Source organism: Propionicimonas paludicola, from assembly GCF_002563675.1.
In the GTDB taxonomy this organism is placed as follows: domain Bacteria; phylum Actinomycetota; class Actinomycetes; order Propionibacteriales; family Propionibacteriaceae; genus Propionicimonas; species Propionicimonas paludicola.
The window spans coordinates 387,570-410,142 of sequence record NZ_PDJC01000001.1 but is presented as its reverse complement, the minus strand read 5'-3'; the positions used below and the strand labels follow the sequence as shown (position 1 = coordinate 410,142).

Sequence of the window (22,573 nt, the reverse complement as noted above, 5' to 3'; positions counted from 1 at the left end):
CGGAAACCCAGCAGGCTCGACCCATCATCGGTCAATCAGACGGCGTCGAGACGCTCGCGCAGCTTGGTGAGCAGGCCGATCGCCGAGTCCGGAATCACCGTACCGGGCGGGTAGATCGCATCCGCACCCTTGGCGTACAACTCCTCAAAGTCGGCCGGAGGAATCACGCCACCCACGACGATCATCATGTCCGGACGGCCCAGCTCGTCCAGCGCCTTGCGTAGCGCCGGCACCAAGGTGAGGTGACCGGCAGCCAGCGAGGAGACTCCGACCACGTGCACGTCGGACTCGACAGCCTGCCGAGCGGTCTCCTCAGGAGTCTGGAACAGCGGGCCGACGTCCACGGTGAAGCCGAGGTCGGCGAAGGCGGTCGAAATCACCTTCTGGCCACGGTCGTGTCCGTCCTGACCCATCTTGGCTACCAGGATCCGGGGACGACGTCCCTCAGCCTTCTCGAAATCGTCGACCATGGCGCGAGCCTTGGTCACGGCCTCGGTGGAGCCGGACTCGGAGTTGTACACACCGGAGATGGTACGGATGTTGGCCGTGTAGCGGCCGAACACCTTCTCCAGCGCGTCGGAGATCTCACCGACACTGGCCTTGGCGCGAGCCGCGTCGATGGCCAGCTTCAGCAGGTTGCGATCGGCGTCGGTCGGGTCGGGGTTCGCCGCGGCCCAGGTGAGCTTCTCCAGGGCGGCATCGGTGGCCGCCTGGTCGCGCTCGGCACGCAGCCGCTTCAGCTTCTCGATCTGCTGATCGCGGACGCTGGCGTTGTCGACCTTGAGCACCTCGGGCAACACGTCGTTGTCCACGGTGTACTTGTTGACGCCGATCAGCGGCTGACGACCCGAGTCGATCCGGGCCTGGGTACGGGCCGCGGCCTCCTCGATGCGCATCTTCGGGATGCCCGCCTCGATGGCCTTGGCCATACCACCGGCCGCCTCGACCTCCTGGATCAGGTCCCAGGCCTTCTTGGCCAGGTCGTAGGTCAACCGCTCGATGTAGGCGCTGCCGGCCCACGGATCGACGGTGCGGCAGGTGCCCGACTCCTGCTGAATGAACAGCTGGGTGTTACGGGCGATCCGGGCCGAGAAGTCGGTCGGCAGGGCGATGGCCTCGTCCAGAGCATTGGTGTGCAGCGACTGGGTGTGCCCCTGAGTGGCGGCCATGGCCTCCAGGCAGGTGCGCATCACGTTGTTGAACACGTCCTGGGCGGTCAGCGACCAGCCAGAGGTCTGGCTGTGCGTGCGCAGGCTCATCGACTTGGGGTTCTTCGGCTCGAAGTCCCGCACCAGGCGGGCCCACAGGAGGCGGGCCGCACGGAACTTGGCGACCTCCATGAAGAAGTTCATCCCCACAGCCCAGAAGAAGCTCAGTCGCGGAGCGAACTGGTCCACCTTCAGGCCCACCGACTCACCGGCGCGGATGTACTCCACGCCGTCGGCCAGGGTGTAGGCCATCTCGATGTCGGCGGTCGCGCCGGCCTCCTGCATGTGGTAGCCAGAAATCGAGATCGAGTTGAACTTCGGCATGTTCGCGGAAGTGAACGAGAAGATGTCGGCGATGATCCGCATGGACGGGGTCGGCGGGTAGATGTAGGTGTTACGAACCATGAACTCCTTGAGGATGTCGTTCTGGATCGTTCCCTGCAGCTGCTCCAACTTCACCCCCTGCTCCTCGGCCGCGACGACGTACAGAGCCAGGACCGGCAGCACCGCGCCGTTCATGGTCATCGACACCGACATCTGGTCCAGCGGGATGCCGTCGAACAGCTGACGCATGTCGAGGATCGAGTCCACGGCCACACCGGCCATACCGACGTCACCGGTCACCCGCGGATGATCGGAGTCGTAGCCACGGTGGGTGGCCAGGTCGAAGGCGATCGACAGGCCCTTCTGGCCGGCGGCCAGGTTGCGCCGGTAGAAGGCGTTGGACTCCTCGGCGGTGGAGAAGCCGGCGTACTGCCGGATCGTCCACGGCTGGTTGACGTACATGGTGGCGTAGGGGCCACGCAGGAACGGCGGGATGCCCGGGTAGGTCTTCAGGAAGTCCAGTCCCTCATAGGCGCTCTCGTCGAACAGCGGCGGAACCAGGATGTGCTCCGGGGTCTGCCACCCCTCGGTGTGGGTACCGGCCTCCAGGATCGCCTGGAACTGCTCGGCCGAGTCGGCCGGGGGCACCGGCGCGCCCAGCTCGATGCCGCTGAAGTTGGGGATCGTGCTCATTTGGCAACTCCCATCCGGTCCATGGCCTCGCCAAGGAAGGCGACCACATCCATCCCGTCGAAGACCTCGCCGTCGATCACGTCGTCGACGTCAGCGGCCCCGGTCTCCTTCTTGCGTCCGGCGATGTAGACAGTGCCCACACCGGCAGCCTTGAGCGCCCGGGCCACCGGGACGGCCTGGTCGGCGTAGATCTTGGCCGAGGAGCACAGGATCACGAACTTGGCACCCGCGGCGGACGCCTTGGCGGCGATCTCCTCAGGCGTGCCACCCTCGCTGGACGGGGTGACGATGCCACCGACGCCGAGCAGGGCTGCAGTGAAGGTCTCCCGACCACCGAAGTCGCGACGAGCACCCAGGCAGGCCAGGAAGACTTCCGGCTTGCTGGGAGCAGCAGCGGCCCGATCCCGGAGCGCCTCGAAGACCTCGGCGTCGCGGTGTGCGGGCAGCCCGGCCCGGGCCGGAGCGGCCGGACGCGGCTTGGCCTTGACCGGCTCTTCGTCGGCCTTGGGGAACATGCTGACGCCGGTCAGCGGCAGCTTGCGGGTGGACAGGCGCTTGGCCCGCTCGGTGCTGACGCCGGCGATCTTGTCGGCGACCAGGCCCGAGGACAGCGCGGCGGCCATGCCACCGGCAGCCTCGATCTCGACGAAGGTCGCCCAGGCCTTGTTGGCCAGCTGATCGGTGAGCTGCTCGACGTACCAGGAGCCGCCGGCCGGGTCGGCGACCCGTCCGATGTTGGACTCCTCAGCGGCGACCAGCTGCGTGTTGCGAGCCAGTCGACGGCTGACCTCGTTGGGCAGGCCCCAGGCGGTGTCGAACGGCAGCGTGGTGACGATCTCGGCGCCACCGACGGCGGCGGCGAAGGTGGCGATGGTGCCGCGGAGCAGGTTCACCCACGGATCGTCGCGGGTGATCATCCGCCAGCTGGTGACCGCGTGCTGAACTGCACCGCGGGCATTGGCCGGGACGCCACTGACCTCGCCGACCCGCGCCCACAGGCGACGCAGCGCGCGCAGTCGGGCGATGGTGGTGAACTGGTCGGTGTTGGCACTGACCCGGAAGGCGAACTGGCCGAAGGCCTTCTCCGGGGAGATCCCGGCGGCTTCCAGGTCGCGCAGGTAAGCCACACCGGTGGCGATGGCGAAGGCGAGCTGATCGATGTCGCCGGCTCCGGCGTCGTCGTAGGGCAGCGCGTCCACGGTCAGCGCCCGGACGCCCGGGAACTCGGCCAGGGCCTTGGCCACCCACTCGGCCTGCGGGCCGAGGTCTGCGGCGGCACCGGTGCGAGCGGCCGCGCCCAGCGCGTCCAGCCCGAAGCTGCCGGCGGCATGGTGGGCACCCTTGGCCGCCAGGTAGTCGGCCAGCGCCTTCGCGGCGGCCACCTGATCCTCGACGCTGCTCACCGAGATCGGCGCCAGGTTGGGATCGACCTCATCGAGCACGGCGGCCAGGTCGGACGGCGCGATGGCGTCCGAGCCGAGGCGCAGCCACACGGAGGTGGCACCACGCTCGAGGTCAGCCAGGATCTGAGCCTTGGTGTAGGCCGCATCGGGATCCTCATGGAGCTGACGGACGTCCCAGCCGGTAGCCGGACTGGTCTTGGTCATGGTGCCGCGAGTGAACGGCATTACTCCGGGATGTCCCAGCGGGATGTCGGATTCGGTGTAGAGAGGCTCGATGCGAAGCCCGTCCGCGGTGGTGGTGCGGAGTCGGGCCATCGCCTGCTCAACGGTGAGTTCTGTGCCTTCTGGACGACGCCGGTTGAGGACCTTGAGGACCTCAACCTCCCAATCAGCTGCGGAGGGAGTGGCGAAGTCGCCGGCAAGAAGCAACGGCGTGTCGGTCATGCCTTCACCATATCGTCCCGACCCCGAGTGACCTTCTGGTCGAACCATTTCGGAACGGGTACCGCAACCCGTTGCTCATATGTTGGACGCAGCACTCCTACCCTGCACGTCCGGCCACTGGCCCGGGCCTCCTGGCCCCCCCCAGAGTCGGGTTCAGCCCGGGGTCGGACGGCCGGCGCGGACCAGCCGCTCCCCCAGCGCCACCACGGCCGCGGCAAGTTCCGGCCCGCGCACCACCGTGAACGGGTGCGAGATCCCGGCCAGGATCTCGGCGTAGTAGGCCGGGTCACCGGTGGTGGCGATCAACCGAGTGTGGCTCTCGTCGATCGAGGAGAGCTCCCCGACGGTCCGGGACAGCTCGGTCAGTTCGTCGATCGGAGCCTCGATCACCACCTCCACCGGGTAGGAGTAGCCGGAGGCGAAGTTGCGCTCCAGTTCGGCGACCGGGTCGAGGTCCGAAGGTGGTTCGAAGGTCTGCTCGCGCACCTCGACCTTGCGGATCCGATCCAGCCGATAGGTGCGGGTCGCCCCCGAACCGAGCCGCTGGCACAGCAGGTACCAGCGACCCTCACGGACCAGCACCGCCCAGGGTTCGACCTCGCTCGACCACTGCCTGTCGGGTTCGATCCGGTAGTCCAGCCGGACGACCCGGCGGGCCGCGCTGGCCGCCACCAGCTCCGCGGTGATGCCCGGGTCGGGCGGATCGATCCGCCGACTCTGCACCCGCCGCGCCGTCCGACGGACCAACTCAGCCTGGGCGGCGACCGCCTCGGGCAGGGCGCGCATGATCTTGCGCAGGGCATTGCCGACCGGATCGGCGGTGTCGGCCGCATCGTGATAGCCCTCCAGCACGGCCATCACCACTCCGAGAGCCTCGGTGGCCGAGAACACCAGAGGTGGCAGCCGGACGCCCCGGCCCAGCGCGTAGCCGCCATAGCGACCACGACTGGACTCCACCGGGATCTCGGCCTCGCGCAGGATGCCGATGTAGCGGCGGGCCGCGCGCTCGGTGACCCCGAGCGCCTCAGCCAGCTCGGCGGCCGTGGTGCCCGGCCGGTTCTGCAGCAACTCGAGGACCAGCAACGCCCGCGCGGTCGGGCTCGAGTCGGCAGCCATGGTCTCTCCTGGCACGTGGGAGATTGCTGGACTTATCCGGAAGTAGATCGTCCGGTTACCATCCTACGGTCGCAGCATGACGACCTGGACCATCCCCACCGAAGCACATCAGCAGTGCAGCGAGGATCGCCCTCGCCTGCGCGAGCTGCTCCGCAGACTGTTCGCCCGCCGGACCGGCGAACAACTTCCACAACGGCTGCTCAACGATGTCGACCCGAACCGACCGTCGGCGGCTCCCCGGCCCGACCTTGACCCGCGCATGCGTCCCTGGCTCTACTGAACGCGCACCCGTGCCCGGTTCAGAGCGCCCGGGTCGCCACAGTCGGCGGACGGGACGGACTGACGCGGGTCAGCGCATCGTGCGGCGGAGGAACTCGATCGTCTCGGGCTGGGTGGGCGCATCGAGCACCTGCGCCGCCGGCCCCTCCTCGATCACCCGTCCACCGGACAGGAACAGCACCCGGTCGGCGACCCGGCGGGCGAAGTCCATCTCGTGGGTGGCCATCACGATCGTCGATCCGGCCGCCTTCAGCTCTCCGACCAGGTCGAGCACCTCGCCGACCAGCATCGGGTCCAGGGCGCTGGTGATCTCATCGAGCAGCAGCAGTTCCGGATCGGTGGCGATGGCCCGGGCGATGGCGACCCGCTGCTGCTGGCCGCCGGAGAGCCGGTCGGGGTAGGAGTCGGCACGGTCGGCCAGCCCGATCCGGGCCAGCACCGTTCGTCCGCGCTCGGCGGCTTCGGCCTTGCCGACGCCGTGCACCTTGCGCAGGGCCAGAGTCACGTTGTCCAGGACCGACAAGTGCGGGAACAGGTTGTAGTGCTGGAAGACCACGCCGATCCGGGCCCGGACGGCGTCCGCCTTGACCCGCGGATCGCTGATGTCGGTGCCGGACAGGAGGATCTGACCGTCGTCGATCCGCTCCAGCAGGTTCACCGTCTTCAGCAGCGTCGACTTGCCCGAGCCGGACGCCCCGATCAACACCACGACCTCGTGCTGATGGACGGCCAAGTCGACCCCGCGCAGCACCGGGTTGTTGCCATAGACCTTGACGATGCCGTGCATCTCGAGCACCGGTTGGCTCATCAGACCAGCCCCCCGATCTGCTCGCGGGCCTGCTGCCGAGCAGTGAGCCAGTCGGTCAGCCGGATGAACGGCCAACTCAGGACGACGAAAGCCAGACCGGCCACCACATACGGGGTGTAGTTGTACGTGAGCGAGACCAGATCCTGCGCGCTGCGGACCGCGTCGATCCCGCCCAGGATCGAGACCAGCCCGACGTCCTTCTGCATGGAAACGAAGTCGTTCATCAGCGCTGGCGTCACCTTGCGGATCGCCTGCGGCAACACCACAAGCCGGAGAGTCCCATAGTGGCTCAACCCGAGCGAGCGCGCCGCCAACCGCTGGGACGGATGTACGGCTTCGATGCCGGCTCGCAACACCTCGGCCACATAGGACGAGTAGGTGAGCACCAGGGCCACCCCGCCCAGCAACTCCACCGGAATGATCTGATCGGTGAAGCCCAGCGCCGGAATGCCGAACCCCACCAGATACAGCACGATCAGAAAGGGCGTCCCGCGAAACAGATCGGTGTAGGCGGCGGCCAAGAAGCGCAGCGGAAAGAGTACCGGTCCCCGCAGGCTCCGCATGCCGGCCAGGATCACGGCAAGCAGCGCCACCCCGATGACGGAGAAGAAGAGGATCTCCAAGTTGAGCAGCATGCCCCCGGCCACCAGCGGAATCGCCTGGGCGAAGAGGGTTGGGTCGAAGAAGGTCTGCTGGGTGACGGCCCAACCCGGCGAACGCACCAGCACCTGCCAGACCACTACGGCGAACACCAGAGTGCTCCCCGCGCTGATCAGAATCGATCGTCCGGTCTGCCGACGCCGATACAGCCGCCGGTCGAGTTCGAGTTCGCTGGTGGGGGGCAGGACGAGTGCGTCCTGCCCCCCACCAGGCTGAGTAGATGACATGTCGATCAGGACAGCACAGGAACCTTGATCGACTCCGACAGCCAGGTCTTCTCCAGACCCTTCAAGGTGCCGTCGGCGGAGAGCGCGTCAACCGCGGCGGTCACTGCAGCAGTGAGCTTGGAACCCTTGGGGAGCACCAGACCGTACTGGTCGCCACCGGTGTTGTCGGCCAGCTGGCCCACGATCTTTCCGTTGTCGAGCACGGCGGCCGACAGGTAGAGCGCGGTGGGCAGGTCGACCACGATCGCCTGAACCTGCTTGGTCTTCAACGCCTGCACGAGATCCTCGTTGGTGTTGAACACCTTCGGCGTGGCGGTGGGTGCGATCAGGGTGGTCAGCGCGGACTGGCTGGTGGTGCCGGCCGCTACTCCGAGCACCACGCTCTTCAGAGCCGCGATGCTGGTGGCCGACTCCGCCGGCGAACCGGCGTAGGTGAGCACCGCCTGGGTGGTGGTGTAGTACGGGCTGGAGAAGTCGACGGCCTTCTTGCGCTTGTCGGTGATCGAGTACTGCTGAAGGTTGAAGTCCCAGGCCTTCGGTCCGGGTGCGATCGCGGCGTCAAAAGTGGTCCGCTTCCAGACCACGTCCTCCTTGGCGAAGCCGAGCTTCTCGGCCACGGCGTAGGCCACGGCTGCTTCGAAACCCTTGCCACTCTCCGGCTTGTCGTCCTCGACCCACGGGGAGTAGGCCGGCTTGCCGGTGGCGATGGTCAGCTTGCCCGGAGTGACGGTGAGCGTCTTCACGTCGACGGTGGTCGGCGTGGCGCTGGCGCTGGTCGACTCGCTCGCAGCCGGCGAGCCCGGCGAAGCGGGCGTGGCCGCTCCCGTCGAACAGGCCGCAAGGCCGAGCGCGAATGCCGCAGACGCGGCGACGGCGACGACACGATTGAGGTACCGAGTCATGGTCTCCTGGTCCTTTCGTAGGCGATGCGGCCGCACGTCGTTGTCCGGCTGGTTGAGCGGTCACAGCGTACGGGGCCTGTGCACATACGTACGCACGCGGTCGCCAGCCGGACGGCTCAGCCCTCGAACAGCTCCCAGTCGGAGTAGTCGAAACCGGGGCTGACCAGGCAACTCACCAGAACCTCCTGGGTTGCCGTGAGGCTGCGCTGCCAGGTGCCGGCTGGCACCAAGACCTGGGCCACCTCGTCCGGCCCTCCGCCGAGTCGCTGCAGCGGACCTTCTTCGGGCGCCGGACCGGTGCCGCCCAGCTGCAGGTCGAGGCTGCCCGGGCCGTGCCACAGCCAGACCTCGTCAGAGCTGACCAGGTGCCAGGACGAGGACTGGCCGGCCTCCAGCAGATAGTGGATCAGAGTGGCGGCCGGTCGCGGCCCGCCCTGGGTGGCGATCCGTTCGGTGGACGTCCAGGTGCGGACGAACCAGCCGCCTTCGGGGTGCGGCTCCATACCCAGGGCTGCCGCCCGCTGCGGAATGCTCATGCGCTTCCCTCCGGTTGGCCGGCCCGGGCAGCCCAGGTCGGAGTCGATGCGGCCAGTTCGCCGCCGAGCAGAGTGGCTGCCACCCGTCCGGCGCCATCGCGGACGACGTTCTCAATGGCCTCCCGGACGCCGTCGGCGGGGACGTCCACGAAGACCAGATCGGCCAGCGAGCCGACCTGCAGCTGGCCCACCCGGTCCGGCCCGGTGGACATGCCCAGCGCCACGGCGCCACCCAGGGTCGCGGCCCGAAGCAGCCGGTTCGCCAGATCAGGTTCGGAGTAGCCCTGGCGCTGAGCGAGCCGATGCAGCTCGGCCACGTCGGCCAGCAGGTCCAGCGACGGACAGGACGCCAGCGAGTCGGTGCCGACCGCGATCAGGTTGCCCTCGCGGAGATGGGCAGCCACCGGCGGCTCGTCCAGCCCGATCACGGCGTTCGAGCGCGGGCACAGTGCCACCGCGGTCATCCGCGCTCGGAGCACGGCCCGGTCGTGGGCGTTCAGGTAGACCCCGTGGGCGATGTGGCAGTCCGGACCCAGGACGCCGAGCTGGTCGACGAAGTCGGTGGCACTGGCGTCGAAGCCGTCGCGGCGCAGCGCCCGATAGCTCTCGGCGTCCACCGAGCGCCAGGCGTCATCGCGGGCGGCGCTGGGGTTCAGCTCCTCCAGCTTCGACTCACCCAGATGAATGTGCAGCCGGGCACCGCGGCGGCGGGCCAGGTCGGGCAGGTCGAGCAGCGGCTCGACGTCCAGCGAGTACGGGGCATGCGGCGAGACGCCGCGGGCCGGCGGCGTCGGCACCTGGTCGAGTTCGGCCTCGATCCGGGCCAGCCCCTCCCGGCGCCAGCGCTCGTTCGCCCAGCCGTAGATCTCCCAGTAGGCGACCCCGCGCAGACCGTGGTCGTGCAGAGCGCTGACCGCGGGCAGGTCGGTGACCACGTCAGCCAGTCCGGTGACCCCGGCCGCGATCGAGAGCCGGGCTCCGTCCGCGGCGGCCTCGTCCCAGCGATGGCCGTCGACGGAGTAGGCAGCGTCGAAGGCCTGCCCCCAGTCGTCGAAGCCGTGGTACTGGTGCAGGCCGACCGACGCCATCCGGGTGTACTGCAGGTGGGTGTGGGCGTTGATCAGGCCGGGGAGCAGGACACCGGGCCAGTGCACCTCGCGGACGTCCGCATGCCCGTCCAGCACCGACAGCACCCAGTCCCGGGTGCCCAGATGCAGGATCCGTCCGTCGGCAACGGCGACGGCACCGTTGCGCACGGCCGGGGCCGTGACCGGGACGATCACGTCCGCCGAGTAGACCACCACCTCGCTCATCGAGGCTCCTCCCAATGCTCGAGTGCGGTGCGGGCGACCAGCTGATCGGCGGCCAACGGCAGCTCAACCAGCCCCGGGGCCAACGTGCCCGCCAGCAAGTACTCCACGGCCGCGGCCTGGACGGCCAGCGACAGATCCATGATCTCGATCGGGTTGCCTTCGCCTGCGGTGCAGTTGATGCACTCGCCGCGATCCAGCAGCCGCAGCCGACGCCCGTCTCGGACCAGGTCGGCCACCTTCGGCCCGACCTCGACCAGCTGCCAACCGGCGGCCAGCGCCCCGGCCAGATCGACCTCGCCGTCCACTCCGCCGGCCACGGCCAGGACGGCCCCGTCCGCGGCGGCCTCGAGGATCTCGACCCCGATGGTGCCCGCCCGCCCGGTCGCCGACACGATCAGCTCGGCGTCGGTGACCAGTTCGGTGAAGGATCCGGTGGGGAAGCCGACGAACCGGGCGCGCAACTCGGCGCGCGGATCGATGTCAGCCACCCGCACCTGCGCCCCCAGCGCAGCCGCGTGCCGGGCGAAGCCCTCACCGACGGCCCCGAAGCCGGCCAGCGCCACCCTGCGTCCGCCCAGCCAGGCGGCGTCGGGGGCGACCAGATCGGCGATGGTGAACAGACACGACTGGCCGGTGCCGTGGGCATTGTCGAACCAGAGCTTGGAGCCGGCATCGTTCACGGCGATCACCGGGAACGGCAGCGAATGGCCTTCCAGGCCCCACAGCCCGCTGGTGGTCTCCTCGGCCGCGCCGATCAGCGCCACGGCATCCTCGGGACGCTCCAGCAGCATCCGGATCAGCCGGGAGCCGTCGTCGAGCAGCACCTGCAGCCGCTGGCCAAGGAAGGCGTCGGCCAGGGCAGCATCCTGGCTCTCGTCGTCGGTGGCGAAGACGGTCAGGCCGCGGCGGGCCAGCTCCGCGGCCACCTCCTGGTCGGTCTCGGCCCAGCGGCCGAGCAGGCTCACCTGGGCACCGGCGTGATGCAGGGCCAGGGCCAGCACAGCGGTCTTCGGCTCCAGCACCAAGGAAAGCCCGACTCGTAGTCCATTCAGCGCAACGGACGCGGCCAGTCGCTCCCCGGCCGCGGTCACCGCGGGCATCCGGGCCCAGGCGTAGTCGATCCGCTGCGCAGCGCTGTCCCGGGCCCCGGCGAAGTCGGAGGCCAGGGCCTCTGGGGTGAACACGGCGGCCGCCCGCGGGTCGTCCGGGGCCACCAGCTGGGCGCCGATCCGAGTCAGGGCCAGCCGCAGGGCGTCCGCCGGCGCAGCCGAGCCGGTCACGGAGAAGCTGCGGCCGGCGATCAGCTGGTTGGTCTGCCGGGCGTAACGGCGCAGCACCAACTCGGCCCAGCCCAGCTCAGAGGTCAACACGTGCACACCGTACAAGCAACCGCCGTCGGCGGCGCTGCCCTATCGAACCTGGCGAACCAGGGCCTCGGCCGACCCGATCATCGCTGCGGTCTCCCGCTCCCAGTCCGGCTCCTGCCCCCGGAACGGCCCGGTGGCCAGCGAGATGATCACCGCGGCCGAGCGCAGCCGCAGCTCGGTGGGATCGACCCGGGTGTCGAAGACCGGCACCCAGGTGCGGATCAGCTGATGCACCCGGGCCTCCTGGACCGGGTTCATCCGCTGGATCGTGGACAGGTGCGCGACCAGGCAGGCCAGGTCGTCGGCGCGGCGTCCGGGGCCGATGGTGTCGGTGTCCAGCAGGCCGCAGATCCGTCCGCCCTGGACGTGCACCTGGCCCTCGTGGAAATCGCCGTGAGTCGGCTCGTTGCCCACCGGGATCGGGGCGAGTCCGGAGCGGATCACCTCGACCAGCCAGTTCAGCTTGGGCTCCAGCGAGGGCATCGCCTGGGCGACCACCCGGGCGTAGTGATCAACCGCGTCCGACCAGGGCGGACGCCGGGTCAGCCCGCAGACCGACGCCGGCATCTGGTCGAGCAACTCGATCAGCGACTCCGCAGAGCACGGGTCGACCGGATCGAAGATCGCCTTGGCCAGCGACACCCCGGGCAGTTCACGCAGGATCAGCAGGTGATCTTCGGTGACCGCGGCGATCGGGGCCACCGGCACTCCGCCGGCGGCCAGCAGCCGATGCCGTCCGACAACCTCGTCGAGCAGCTTGGCGCGCAGCACCTTCACGTAGACGACCTCGCCGGTGGCCGGGCGATCGACCTTCACCACGGCGCGGCGGCGCGGACGGTAGCCGATCATCTGCAGCTGCAGGTCTGAGGGTGCGACCGGGCCGGAGAAGATCTGATGGCTGTTGCACACCTCGGCCATCGATTCGGCGTAGGCCGCGCGGGTCAGCCCGGGAAGATCGGGGTCCTGCGGGTAGATCCAGACCGCGACCTCGCGATGCCCGTCCCCGAAGATCTCGGCGGCAGTGTCGGTGTCGGCCGGGCCGGACGCCCGCGCGCTGACCCCCAGAAGCTCCTCGCGGCGGCCATAGGGCCAGTCGATCAGAGCCGAGTAGGTGGCCGTCGTCGACTGGGACGGATTGGCGTCGACGTGGTCCAGTGACCAGGAGACCAACTCACCGCCGGCGTGGCTCACCGCAGCACTGAGCAGCGGGGCCACCTCATCAGAGGTGAGCAGCACCGCACCATCGGGGTCGGCGATCGACACGCCCCACCTCCTCGTCGTGACGGCAGAAGACTACTCGGCGGCAGCCTGCGGGCCGAGATTGACGAGCTTCAGTCTCGCTGCGCGCCGTCCGTCCAGTTCGGCGACGGTCAGTTCGAAGGTCATCCAGGGCCCGTCCTCGACCGGGGCCAGGCTCACCTGACAGCTGGCGCCGATGTCGGGAAGGGTGCCGAGTTGGGCCATCAGGAAGCCGGCGACCGTGTCGTAGGGGCCCTCCGGGAGGACGTAGCCGAACTCGTCGGCGAAGTCCTGCAGAGTCATCAGTCCGTCCAGTTCGGCCTGGTCGCGCTCATTGCGCATCGGCTCGGACTCGGCGTCGAACTCGTCGGTGATCTCGCCAATCAGCTCCTCGACCAGGTCTTCGATGGTGACGATGCCGGCCGTCCCGCCGTACTCGTCGCGGACGATCACCAGGTGCTGCTTGTTCTGCCGCATCTCCGACAACGCCCGCAGGATCTTCACCGACTGCGGCAGCGACATCACCGGACGGACCAGGTCGCGCACCGGCGCCTGACGTTGCTGCGGGTCGAGGACGGCCAGATCCCGGATGTGGACGAAGCCGAGCACATCGTCGGAGTCCTCGCCGATCACCGGATAGCGGCTGTGCGTGGCCTGCTGGACGGCCAGGTACGCCTCGCGCACGGTGAGATCGCCGTCCAGGAAGTCGACCTCGGTGCGCGGAATCATCGCCTCGCGCAGCACCACTTCGCCGGCGGCGAAGACCTCATCGACGATCTGTCGCTCCTCATCGCCCAGGGTGGCCGAGGAACCGACCATGGCGCGCAGCTCCTCGTCGGTCACTTCCTCCCGGCCGGCCTTCGGGTCGCCGCCGAAGACCCGCACCACGACGTCGGTGGACTTGCCCAGGAACCAGATCACCGGCGTGGCCAGCCAGGCGATGGTGCTGACCAGCGGTGCCAGGGCCAGCGCGAAGGCCTCGGCCCGCTGCATGGCCAGCCGCTTGGCGGCAAGCTCGCCCAGCACGATCGAGAAGTAGGAGATGACCAGGGTGACCAGCACCAGGCTCAGCGGTCCGGCGAGCGGAGTGGGCAGGCCGAGGCCGATCAGCCAGATGCTCAGGGCGTCGGCCAGGGTCGCGCCACCGAAGGCAGCGGACAGGAAGCCGGCCAGGGTGACCCCGATCTGGACCGCGGATAGGAAGCGGTTGGGATCGGAGGTCAGATTGGCCACCGTGCGTCCACGCTGGCCGCGTCCGCTGAGCTGGCGGATCTGCGACTCCCGCAGTGAGACCAGCGCCATCTCGGCGGCCGCGAAGACCCCGCCGATCACGATGAACAGTGCGATCAGGGCAATATCGCCGACGATCGGGCTCATGCCGCCGCCGCAGGGTCAGGGTCGTCCACGCGCTGATTCTATCGGCGACCGGTGCCGGTCACCGGCTGGTGAGTTGCGGCCGCTGCATCCGGCCCCGTCAGGCAACCACCGGGAATGGCGCTGGTAGCCTCGATTGCCGTGACGACCCCCGGCCCAGGCGCGATGCGAACGCGGATCACCGATCTGCTGCGCCCGCTGGTCACCTCACTCACCCTCCCACTACGGCTGCTGCCGCTCCGCCGCAACCGAGTGGTCTTCGTCGCGTTCGGCGGCGGCGCCCGGCACGAGTTCTCCTGCAACCCGAAGTACGTCCTGCAGGCCCTCCAGCCCGCCGGCGACGCACTGGACCTGGTCTGGGTGGTGGAAGAGCCGGCCCGGTACCCCGAGCTCGTCGAGCTGGGCGTCCGCGTGCTCAAGCACGGGACGCCGGCGGCCGTCCGCCAGTTGATGACGGCCAGCGTGGTCGTCTCCAACGGCGCCTACCTGATGTGGTTCCCGTTTCGTCGCAGCCAGTTCGTGATCAACACCTGGCACGCCGGCGGCGCCTACAAGCGGATCCCCGGCGATGACCCCGCGGCGGATCCGCGGCTGCACCACAAGCTCGTCCACAGCTCCAAGGTGACCAGCCTCGTGGTCTCCAGCTGCCGGGCGTTCACCACCGAGGAGGTCAGGGGCGCCTTCGGCTACACCGGCGAGGTCGCCGAGATCGGGCTCCCCCGCAACGACATCCTGCTCAGCCACGACCGCTCGGCTCTGAACGCACGGACGGCGGCAGCCCTTGGCCTTCCGGACGCCGTGCGGACGGTGCTGATCGCGCCCACGCTGCGCGAGGGCACCACGCCGGTCGAGCCCCTCGATCTGTCCGGCCTGACCGCAGCGCTCTCCCAGCGGTTCGGCGGTGAGTGGTGGGTGTTGTACCGGGCTCACAAGCTGAGTTCGTCCACCCAGATCTCGCCGGCCCAGGATCAACGGTGGCGGGATGTGGCCGACTATCCGGACATGCAGGAGCTGCTCAGCCTGGCCGACGTCCTGGTCACCGACTACTCCTCCTCGATCTGGGACTTCTCGCTGACCGGGAAGCCCAGCTTCCTCTATCTGCCCGACCTCGACGCGGTGCGGCGGAACCCCGGCTTCTATGTCGACCCGCGCGAGTGGGGTTTCGCGTTGGCGCAGACGAACACCGACTTGCAGAGCTCGATCCAGGACTGGGACCCCGAGCGGTATCGCGAGCAGATCCGCCACCACCACCAGGAACTGGGTTCGGCGGAGACCGGTCGAGCCTCCCAGATCATCGCGCAGCGCATTCTCGATCACGTCGAGGTCGCCGAACGGCCCAGCCAACCGGACGCCGTTTCGCCGCAGGCGGTCTGAGCAGCCACCGGCCTCCCGGCCGAATGCCCGTCGATATGATCGCTCAACCAGGCGTGTGAACTCCGAGGGAGCAATGTGAAGACCCGTCTCGATCGCGACGTCCAGACCGGAGGACAGCGGCCTCGCCGGTTGCCCGCACTCCCGGGCGTGCACGTCGTTGTCGGTCAGCTGGCGAAGGCTCTGCGGGAGTTCGCACCGTCCGCCCTGGACGCAGTCGCCGTCCTGCTGGTGGTGTTGTTCCTGCTGTACCCGCCCGTGCACCCGGCCGGCCTAGTGGCGGCCGTACTACTCACGCCGCTGCAGTGGTGGTTCATCCGCCGCGGCCGCATGCATCCTGATCACGGCCCGCGTGGCGTCCTGGTCGGGGCGCTCGTGGTCGGCACCTGGCCCACGGCCCAGCCGGACTGGGCCTTCACGGTGGCCGCAGCAGCCCTCGTGGCGGCGGTACTTGCTGATCCCGCGGTGGCCCGGTTGGCCGACCAGAAGGTGGGCGCCTGGCGCCTGCCCGGCTTCGCGACGCCGCAGCGCAGCGACGCCGTCTCGCCACTGTTCGACGCCGCCTGCGCACTGACCGTACTGCTCGGCCTCACCGGGCTCGGCGTACCCGCCTTGGTCTTCGAGCTCGGGACGCTGGTCGGGGTGGCCATCGCCGGTGTGCTGTCACTACGCGCGCTGTGGGCGGCCCGCCGCCAGGAGCGGGTGGCCGCCATCGTGGCGGCGTCCGGCCCCTACGCACCTCGCTTCGCGATCGTGTTCAGCGGAAGGCCGGAAGCCGGCTACCAGATTGCGATGTGGCTGCCCTATCTCGAGCGAACCGGCGATCCCTACGTGCTGATCGTGCGCGAGCGCAACTTCGTCCCGGTCGCCCTCGGGCTGACCACGGCCCCGGTCATCTACGTCGGCCGGCCCGAGATCCTCGACCGCCTGCTGGTTCCTCCGATCGGCGCGGCGTTCTACGTCAACAACGAGTCGAAGAACGCTCAGGCCGTCCGGTTCCGCGGCCCCACCCACGTGCACCTCGGCCATGGCGACAGCGAGAAGCCGCCCAGCTACCAACCCACCACGGCGATGTTCGACGAGATCTTCGTCGCAGGCCAGGCCGGGATCGATCGCTTCGCCGCGCACGGGGTGCCGGTGCCGATCGAGAAGTTCCGGATCGTCGGACGTCCCCAGCTGGAGCGGGTCGAGCCGGCCAGGAACCCGGTGCCGAGCCTGCCGACCGTGCTCTACGCCCCGACCTGGCGTGGCGGGGTGGCGGACATGAGTTTCGGCTCGCTGCGGTACGGCGCGGCCATCGTCTCCGCGCTGCTGCGCCGGGAGGTGGTCGTCGCGTTCCGTCCGCACCCCTACTCGGCACGGGATGCCGAATCGCGAGTGTTCACTCAGCAGATCGACGCGCTGCTCGCGGCGGCGGGTGAGCAGCACCTCACCTCGGGACGCACCAGCCGGCTCGACATCCTCGACTGCCTCAATGCCGCGGACGCTCTGGTCACCGACGTGTCGAGCGTCGCTTCGGACTTCCTGCACTCGGGCAAGCCGTTCGCGATCACGAACACGGGAGTTGTCGACGGTCCCCTGCACGAGACCTACCCCATCGCCCGCGCGGCCTACGTGCTCGAACCCGACGGCGACCTCGACGAGGTGTTCGCACAGATGCTGGATGGCGATCCGTTGGCCGAGGAGCGACAGCTGATGCGCCGCTACTACCTGGGCGATGCAGTCTCCGACCCTGCGGAGACCTTCGTGCAGGCGGTGCGAGCGGCCATCGAGCGCGGGGCCGGTGCCGAGCCCGCAGCCACTGCCGGCTGAACTCCCGGCGGAGAGGTCAACCCAGCCGCGAGCGGTCGACGGTCGTCGCAGCGCCGGTCAACCAGCCCTTGATGAAACCTGATCCCCAGGACAGGTGCATGGTGGCCAGGACAACGACGTTCAGGAGCCGGTCGGCGAGGTTGTCGCCGCCGAGCCGGCTGATGCCGACCGCGCTCACTCCCACCAGGTAGCCGAGGGACGGCACGTGGGCCAGCGCCCAGCCGGCCCCGCGGGCCACGCCGAAGAGCTGCAGCAGGCCGACGAGCAGGCTGATGGCCACCAGGACGGCAACGGCCGGAGGCGGCAGGTAGCGCCAGGGCGTCGAACCCTGGCGACGCACCAGGTGGCCGCGCCACACCCCGGTGGCATACATCTGGCGGCGCAGGGCGTCCCAGCTGCTGCGCGGCCAATAGACGACCTTGAGCTTGGGCGTGAAGATGATCAGGTGCCCGGCGGCCCGGATCCGGTGGCTGAGCTCCCAATCCTCGGCGCGGCGCAACGTCTCGTCGTAGCCACCCACCGCCTCGAGCACCTCCCGGCGGAAAACGCCCAGGTAGGCAGAGTCCGACTCGATCTCCTCCTCGCCGTGGTGCCAGGAACCGCCGCCGAGGCCGAACGGCGAGTTGTAGGCGCGGGCGACTGCGCGCTGGAAGCGTCCGTGGCCCTTGGCGACCATCATGCCGCCGACGTCGGCTGCGCCGGTGCGGTGCAGGATCTCCACGGCCGCAGCGGTGTAGCCGGGGGGCAGCTCGGCGTGGGCATCGACGCGGACGATCACCGGATGCCGACTCGCGGCGATGGCCAGGTTGAGCCCGATCGGAATGTCGTTGCGCGGGTTGCGCACCAGCCGCACCCGGGGATCGGACGCCGCGAGTGCGTCGGCCACCTCGTCGGTGCCATCAGTGGACGCCCCCAGGGCCAGCACGAGTTCCTGCTCGCCGGCGTACTCCTGGGACAGCACTGCCCGCACCGCTTCACCCAGGTGCTTCGCCTCGTTGAGCACCGGCATCACGTATGAAACGGCAGGATGCTCTGGCAACGGTGAAAGCACCGGGCGCGTCGGTGGGGCCGGCGTTGAACTCACCCGCCCATTCTCGCAGACACCGCAGTGAGCTGGGCGCCCGGCGCGTCCCCGGACTCAGGCCAGCTTGGCGGCCAGCCCCTCGTCCAGAGCAGCCAGGAAGCCCTCGGTGGTCAGCCACTCCTGTTCGGGTCCGACCAGCAGGGCCAGGTCCTTGGTCATCTTGCCGGCCTCGACGGTCTCGATGCAGACCTGCTCGAGCGCCTCGGCGAAGCCGATCACCTCGGGGGTGCCGTCCAGCTTGCCGCGGTGCTTGAGGCCACCGGTCCAGGCGTAGATGGACGCGATCGGGTTGGTCGAGGTCGGCTTGCCCTGCTGGTGCTGGCGGTAGTGCCGGGTGACCGTGCCGTGGGCCGCTTCGGCCTCGACGGTCTTGCCGTCCGGAGTCATCAGCACGGAGGTCATCAGGCCCAACGAGCCGAAGCCCTGGGCGACGGTGTCGGACTGAACGTCCCCGTCGTAGTTCTTGCAGGCCCAGACGTAGCCGCCCTCCCACTTCAGGGAGGAGGCCACCATGTCGTCGATCAGCCGGTGCTCGTAGGTGAGCCCACGGGCGGCGAAGTCTGCGGCGTACTCGGCCTCGAAGACCTCGGCGAAGATGTCCTTGAAGGCGCCGTCATAGGCCTTCAGGATCGTGTTCTTCGTGGACAGGTAGACCGGGTAGTTGCGCAGCAGGCCGTAGGCGAAGGACGCCCGGGCGAAGTCGCGGATCGAGTCGTTGAAGTTGTACATGCCCATGGCCACGCCGCCGTCGGGGCCGTAGTTGGCCACCAGATGCTCGATCGGTGCGGAGCCGTCCTCGGGAGTGAAGGTGATGGTCACCTTGCCGGCTCCGGGCACCTTGAAGTTCGCGGCCTTGTACTGGTCGCCGTGCGCGTGACGGCCGATCACGATCGGCTTGGTCCAGCCCGGCACCAGGCGCGGGATGTTGGAGATGATGATCGGCTCGCGGAAGACCACGCCGCCCAGGATGTTGCGGATGGTCCCGTTCGGGGACAGCCACATCTTCTTCAGGCCGAACTCCTCGACCCGGGCCTCGTCGGGGGTGATGGTGGCGCACTTCACGCCGACGCCGTGCTTCTTGATGGCCAGCGCGGAGTCGATGGTGACCTGGTCCTCGGTGGCGTCCCGGTGCTCGATGCCGAGGTCGTAGTACTCCAGGTTCACGTCCAAGTAGGGGTGGATCAGGCGTTCCTTGATGAACTGCCAGATGATCCGGGTCATCTCATCGCCGTCGAGCTCGACGACCGTCCCGGTGACCTTGATCTTGCCCATCCCGATCCTCCTTCTCGCGTCTGCCCTGAAAAGATAGCCCAGCCACCCCGACCAGAGCCCGCACTCCTCCGCTTCACTACCTACGCCGAGCCTTGCTCACGGCCCACTGATCGGCCATGTCGGCGGCTGACCACGACTCCGGCGGCGACGGCGGGCCGCTAACCTTTCAGCCGTGATCGACTCCACCCACTGGCTGCTGACCCTCTCCTGTGCTGACCAACCTGGCATCGTCCTTCGGGTCACCGGAGCGATCGTCGCGGCCAGCGGCAACATCACCGAGCTGCAGCAGTTCACCTCCACCGAGTCCGGACGCTTCTTCATGCGGGTCCAGGTGCAAAGCGGCTTCGACCGCTCGGAGTTCGAGCGCGTCTTCGCCGCCATCGCGGACGATCTGGCTGCGCAATGGGTTCTTGACTACGTTGGACGCCGCCGCCGGACGCTGGTACTGGCCTCCAAGGCCGGGCATTGCCTCAACGACCTACTGTTCCGGCAGCGCTCCGGCTACCTGCCGATCAGCATCCCGCTGATCATCTCCAACCACCCCGATCTGGGCGACCTGGCCACCTTCTACTCGATCCCGTTCGAGACCCATCAGGTGAACCCGGACACCAAGGCCGCCGTCGAGCGGCACATCCTGGACGTGGTCGCCGAGTACGACATCGAACTGGTGGTGCTGGCCCGCTACATGCAGGTGCTGTCGCCGGAGCTGTGCGCCGAGCTGAGTGGGCGGGCCATCAACATCCATCACTCGTTCCTGCCCGGCTTCAAGGGGGCCAACCCCTACCGACAGGCGCACTCCCGCGGGGTGAAGCTGATCGGGGCCACTGCCCACTTCGTCACCAGCGACCTGGACGAGGGCCCGATCATCGAGCAGAACGTCCGCCGGGTGGATCACACGATGGAGGTTCCCCAGCTGATGGCCATGGGCCAGGAGCAGGAGAGCCGCACCTTGACCGAGGCGGTCAAGCTGTTCGCCGAGCACCGCGTCCTGCTGGACGGGGCTCGGACGGTCATCTTCCGCTGAGCGCGCCGATCAGGCCGGCTCGAAGTCGGCCGAGCGCCAGTCGGTGACTCCGTCCAGGCTGAGCAGCTGCCAGCCCTCGGCCGGCGACCCTTCGACGACCAGCACTCCGGTGTTGTCCAGGTGGGCGGCCCCCAGCGCCACCGAGAAGCCTTCGACCCGCTCGGCGGCCCAGACGCGCAGTGCGGCACCGTGGCTGACCAGGGCAGCCGCCTGGTGGCCGGCACCGGCGATCGTGGCGATCGCCTCGTCGTAGCGGGCGAAGAACTCCGCGGCGTCCTCACCACCGGGCAGCCGGGCGTCCAGCTCTCCCGCGTGCCACTTCAGCAGCGTCTCCACGTAGCGGGTCGAGTCCATCGACAGCTCGTCGTCACCGGCGGAGATCTCGCGCAGGCCGGGAAGGATCACCGGCTCCAGGCCGCGGGCGGCGGCCAGCGGGGCTGCGGTCTGCTGGGTGCGCACCAGGTTGGAGACGTAGATCGCCTCGATCGGTTCGGCGGCCAGCTGTTCGACCAGCGACTCGGCCTGCTCGCGACCCAACTCGTCCAAGTCTGCGCCGGGGAAGGCTGTGTCGAGGACGAAACCGGTGTTGGACGCCGTGCGGCCGTGGCGGATCAGAATCAGACGCATGGCTGGCAGCGTACGCCAGCGATGAGCCCGATTTCGAACCGAGAACCGGGCCTGAGTAGTGCCGATGAGCAGCCCCAGAAACCCGAAAAGCTCGACGCCCTCCCCCCCAGAAGAGCCGTCGAGCCTCGGTGTCCTCCAACCGGAGAACCGGCAGCTGTCACCCACCCCATGTGGTGACATCCGAGAGGGGGCCCTGGCGGTAAGACGGAACCCAGGCACCGGGCCAGCAACCTCTCGAACGTTGCCGAGAACAAGTCTGTCGGAATTCACCGCTGCGCAACATTCCCAGGATGGGCGACTCGGCGAGGTCCTCAAACGGGGGACGCGCTGGGCCGATGTGCACAGATCCAGATCGGCCCCGCACTCCTTCCGTTCCTCGACCCCGGGATTCGCGGTTGGCAGCCAAGCTGCTAGCGTCGAATCGTCTCGCAGCCACATCGACTCACTGAGGAGCAAAACGTGAGCAAAACCCCTGTGAAGGTCGCAGTCACCGGCGCTGCCGGCCAGATCTGCTACAGCCTGTTGTTCCGCATCGCCAGCGGCGCCCTGCTCGGCCCCGATCAGCCCGTAGAGCTTCGTCTGCTCGAAATCACCCCCGCTCTGAAGGCGCTGCAGGGTGTGGTCATGGAGCTGGACGACTGCGCGTTCCCGCTGCTGAGCAAGGTCGAGATCGGCGACGACGCCAAGAAGGTCTTCGACGGCGTGAACCTGGCCATGCTGGTCGGCGCTCGTCCGCGTACCGCGGGCATGGAGCGCGGCGACCTGCTCAGCGCCAATGGCGCCATCTTCACCGCGCAGGGCAAGGCCCTCAACGAGGTCGCCGCCGATGACATCAAGGTGCTGGTGACCGGCAACCCGGCCAACACCAACGCGCTGATCGCCATGAGCAACGCCTCCGATATCCCCAACGAGCGGTTCGCCGCCCTCACCCGGCTCGACCACAACCGGGCGATCACCCAGGTTGCGCAGAAGGCCGGCGTCGCGGTCACCTCGGTCAGCCACATGACCATCTGGGGCAACCACTCCGCCACCCAGTACCCGGACCTGTTCCACGCACAGATCGACGGCAAGAACGCCGCCGAGGTGATCAACGACCAGGCCTGGATCGCCGACACCTTCATCCCGACCGTCGCCAAGCGCGGTGCGGCGATCATCGAGGCCCGCGGCTCGTCCTCGGCGGCTTCGGCTGCCAATGCCACCGTCGAGTGCCTGCACGACTGGGCGCTGGGCACCCCGGCCGGCGACTGGACCTCGATGGCCATCCCGTCCGACGGCTCCTACGGCGTGCCGGAGGGCCTGATCTCGTCCTTCCCGGTCACCATCGCCGACGGCAAGGTCTCGATCGTCCAGGGCCTCGAGCTGGACGCGTTCTCCAAGGCCAAGATCGACGCCTCGGTCGCCGAACTCGCCGACGAGCGGGCAGCGGTCACCGAACTCGGCCTGATCTGAGTCCAAAGCGTTGTGGGCGGGACGTTCTACGTCCCGCCCAC

The 22,573-nt window shown here is 68.8% G+C and carries 19 protein-coding genes; 5 read left to right on the top strand and 14 right to left on the bottom strand.

Annotated features, from left to right (window positions below):
* Positions 1-35: 35 nt before the first annotated feature.
* The 3 genes from scpA to ATK74_RS01845 form a co-directional block, all read right to left on the bottom strand.
* Positions 36-2,225, bottom strand: a complete 2,190-nt coding sequence (scpA, locus tag ATK74_RS01855) for a methylmalonyl-CoA mutase (RefSeq protein ID WP_098459455.1) — start codon at positions 2,223-2,225, stop codon at positions 36-38.
* Positions 2,222-4,072: a methylmalonyl-CoA mutase family protein gene (locus ATK74_RS01850; protein ID WP_098459454.1), complete on the bottom strand. Its 1,851-nt coding sequence runs from the start codon at positions 4,070-4,072 to the stop codon at positions 2,222-2,224. Before ATK74_RS01850 ends, scpA begins: the two co-directional genes overlap by 4 nt.
* A 153-nt stretch (positions 4,073-4,225) precedes the next feature.
* Positions 4,226-5,188, bottom strand: coding sequence for a helix-turn-helix transcriptional regulator (locus ATK74_RS01845; protein WP_098459453.1), 963 nt, complete (start codon positions 5,186-5,188; stop codon positions 4,226-4,228).
* Between the two features lie 76 nt (positions 5,189-5,264).
* Between ATK74_RS01845 and ATK74_RS01840 the strand changes: the two genes are divergently transcribed.
* On the top strand, positions 5,265-5,468 hold the full coding sequence (locus tag ATK74_RS01840; RefSeq protein WP_098459452.1) for a hypothetical protein: 204 nt from the start codon (positions 5,265-5,267) through the stop codon (positions 5,466-5,468).
* A 69-nt stretch (positions 5,469-5,537) separates the two neighbouring features.
* On the opposite strand, the gene ATK74_RS01835 is transcribed toward ATK74_RS01840, so the two are convergent.
* The 8 genes from ATK74_RS01835 to ATK74_RS01800 all read right to left on the bottom strand — a co-directional run bounded on the left by ATK74_RS01835 (position 5,538) and on the right by ATK74_RS01800 (position 13,896).
* Positions 5,538-6,275, bottom strand: coding sequence for an amino acid ABC transporter ATP-binding protein (locus tag ATK74_RS01835; RefSeq protein WP_098459451.1), 738 nt, complete (start codon positions 6,273-6,275; stop codon positions 5,538-5,540).
* Positions 6,275-7,162 carry an amino acid ABC transporter permease gene (locus ATK74_RS01830; protein ID WP_098459450.1) on the bottom strand — a complete coding sequence of 296 codons (888 nt, stop codon included), beginning with the start codon at positions 7,160-7,162 and terminating at the stop codon, positions 6,275-6,277. The genes ATK74_RS01835 and ATK74_RS01830 overlap by 1 nt, the downstream gene beginning before the upstream one ends.
* 5 nt (positions 7,163-7,167) lie before the next feature.
* Positions 7,168-8,064 (bottom strand): ABC transporter substrate-binding protein, encoded by an 897-nt coding sequence (locus ATK74_RS01825; RefSeq protein ID WP_098459449.1) that lies wholly within the window; start codon positions 8,062-8,064, stop codon positions 7,168-7,170.
* Between the two features lie 116 nt (positions 8,065-8,180).
* Positions 8,181-8,600: a cupin domain-containing protein gene (locus ATK74_RS01820; protein WP_098459448.1), complete on the bottom strand. Its 420-nt coding sequence runs from the start codon at positions 8,598-8,600 to the stop codon at positions 8,181-8,183.
* Positions 8,597-9,913 carry an amidohydrolase family protein gene (locus ATK74_RS01815; protein WP_098459447.1) on the bottom strand — a complete coding sequence of 439 codons (1,317 nt, stop codon included), beginning with the start codon at positions 9,911-9,913 and terminating at the stop codon, positions 8,597-8,599. The genes ATK74_RS01820 and ATK74_RS01815 overlap by 4 nt, the downstream gene beginning before the upstream one ends.
* Positions 9,910-11,283, bottom strand: a complete 1,374-nt coding sequence (locus ATK74_RS01810) for an adenosylhomocysteinase (RefSeq protein WP_098459446.1) — start codon at positions 11,281-11,283, stop codon at positions 9,910-9,912. Before ATK74_RS01810 ends, ATK74_RS01815 begins: the two co-directional genes overlap by 4 nt.
* A gap of 39 nt (positions 11,284-11,322) precedes the next feature.
* Positions 11,323-12,543 carry an aminoglycoside phosphotransferase family protein gene (locus ATK74_RS01805; RefSeq protein ID WP_098459445.1) on the bottom strand — a complete coding sequence of 407 codons (1,221 nt, stop codon included), beginning with the start codon at positions 12,541-12,543 and terminating at the stop codon, positions 11,323-11,325.
* A gap of 30 nt (positions 12,544-12,573) precedes the next feature.
* Positions 12,574-13,896 carry a hemolysin family protein gene (locus ATK74_RS01800; protein ID WP_098459444.1) on the bottom strand — a complete coding sequence of 441 codons (1,323 nt, stop codon included), beginning with the start codon at positions 13,894-13,896 and terminating at the stop codon, positions 12,574-12,576.
* Between the two features lie 138 nt (positions 13,897-14,034).
* On the opposite strand from ATK74_RS01800, the gene ATK74_RS01795 reads away from it, so the two are divergent.
* The gene (locus ATK74_RS01795) at positions 14,035-15,267 is read left to right on the top strand and encodes a CDP-glycerol glycerophosphotransferase family protein (protein ID WP_169923690.1); all 1,233 of its coding nucleotides are present in this window, start codon (positions 14,035-14,037) and stop codon (positions 15,265-15,267) included.
* A 75-nt stretch (positions 15,268-15,342) separates the two neighbouring features.
* Positions 15,343-17,076 (top strand): CDP-glycerol glycerophosphotransferase family protein, encoded by a 1,734-nt coding sequence (locus ATK74_RS01790; protein ID WP_143483525.1) that lies wholly within the window; start codon positions 15,343-15,345, stop codon positions 17,074-17,076.
* 16 nt (positions 17,077-17,092) lie between these two features.
* Here the strand turns inward: ATK74_RS01790 and ATK74_RS01785 are convergent, their stop codons facing one another.
* Together ATK74_RS01785 and ATK74_RS01780 are read right to left on the bottom strand one after the other, a co-directional pair.
* A complete protein-coding gene (locus ATK74_RS01785) occupies positions 17,093-18,127 on the bottom strand; it encodes a glycosyltransferase family 2 protein (RefSeq protein WP_281255387.1) in 1,035 nt (344 codons plus the stop codon).
* Positions 18,128-18,214: 87 nt separating this feature from the next.
* Positions 18,215-19,432 carry an NADP-dependent isocitrate dehydrogenase gene (locus ATK74_RS01780; RefSeq protein ID WP_098459440.1) on the bottom strand — a complete coding sequence of 406 codons (1,218 nt, stop codon included), beginning with the start codon at positions 19,430-19,432 and terminating at the stop codon, positions 18,215-18,217.
* 172 nt (positions 19,433-19,604) lie between these two features.
* Between ATK74_RS01780 and purU the strand changes: the two genes are divergently transcribed.
* Positions 19,605-20,456: a formyltetrahydrofolate deformylase gene (gene purU, locus ATK74_RS01775; protein ID WP_098459439.1), complete on the top strand. Its 852-nt coding sequence runs from the start codon at positions 19,605-19,607 to the stop codon at positions 20,454-20,456.
* A 9-nt stretch (positions 20,457-20,465) separates the two neighbouring features.
* Here the strand turns inward: purU and ATK74_RS01770 are convergent, their stop codons facing one another.
* Positions 20,466-21,083 (bottom strand): histidine phosphatase family protein, encoded by a 618-nt coding sequence (locus ATK74_RS01770; RefSeq protein ID WP_098459438.1) that lies wholly within the window; start codon positions 21,081-21,083, stop codon positions 20,466-20,468.
* 459 nt (positions 21,084-21,542) lie between these two features.
* On the opposite strand from ATK74_RS01770, the gene ATK74_RS01765 reads away from it, so the two are divergent.
* Complete coding sequence (locus ATK74_RS01765; RefSeq protein WP_098459437.1) at positions 21,543-22,532, top strand: malate dehydrogenase; 990 nt, start codon at positions 21,543-21,545, stop codon at positions 22,530-22,532.
* Positions 22,533-22,573: the final 41 nt, after the last annotated feature.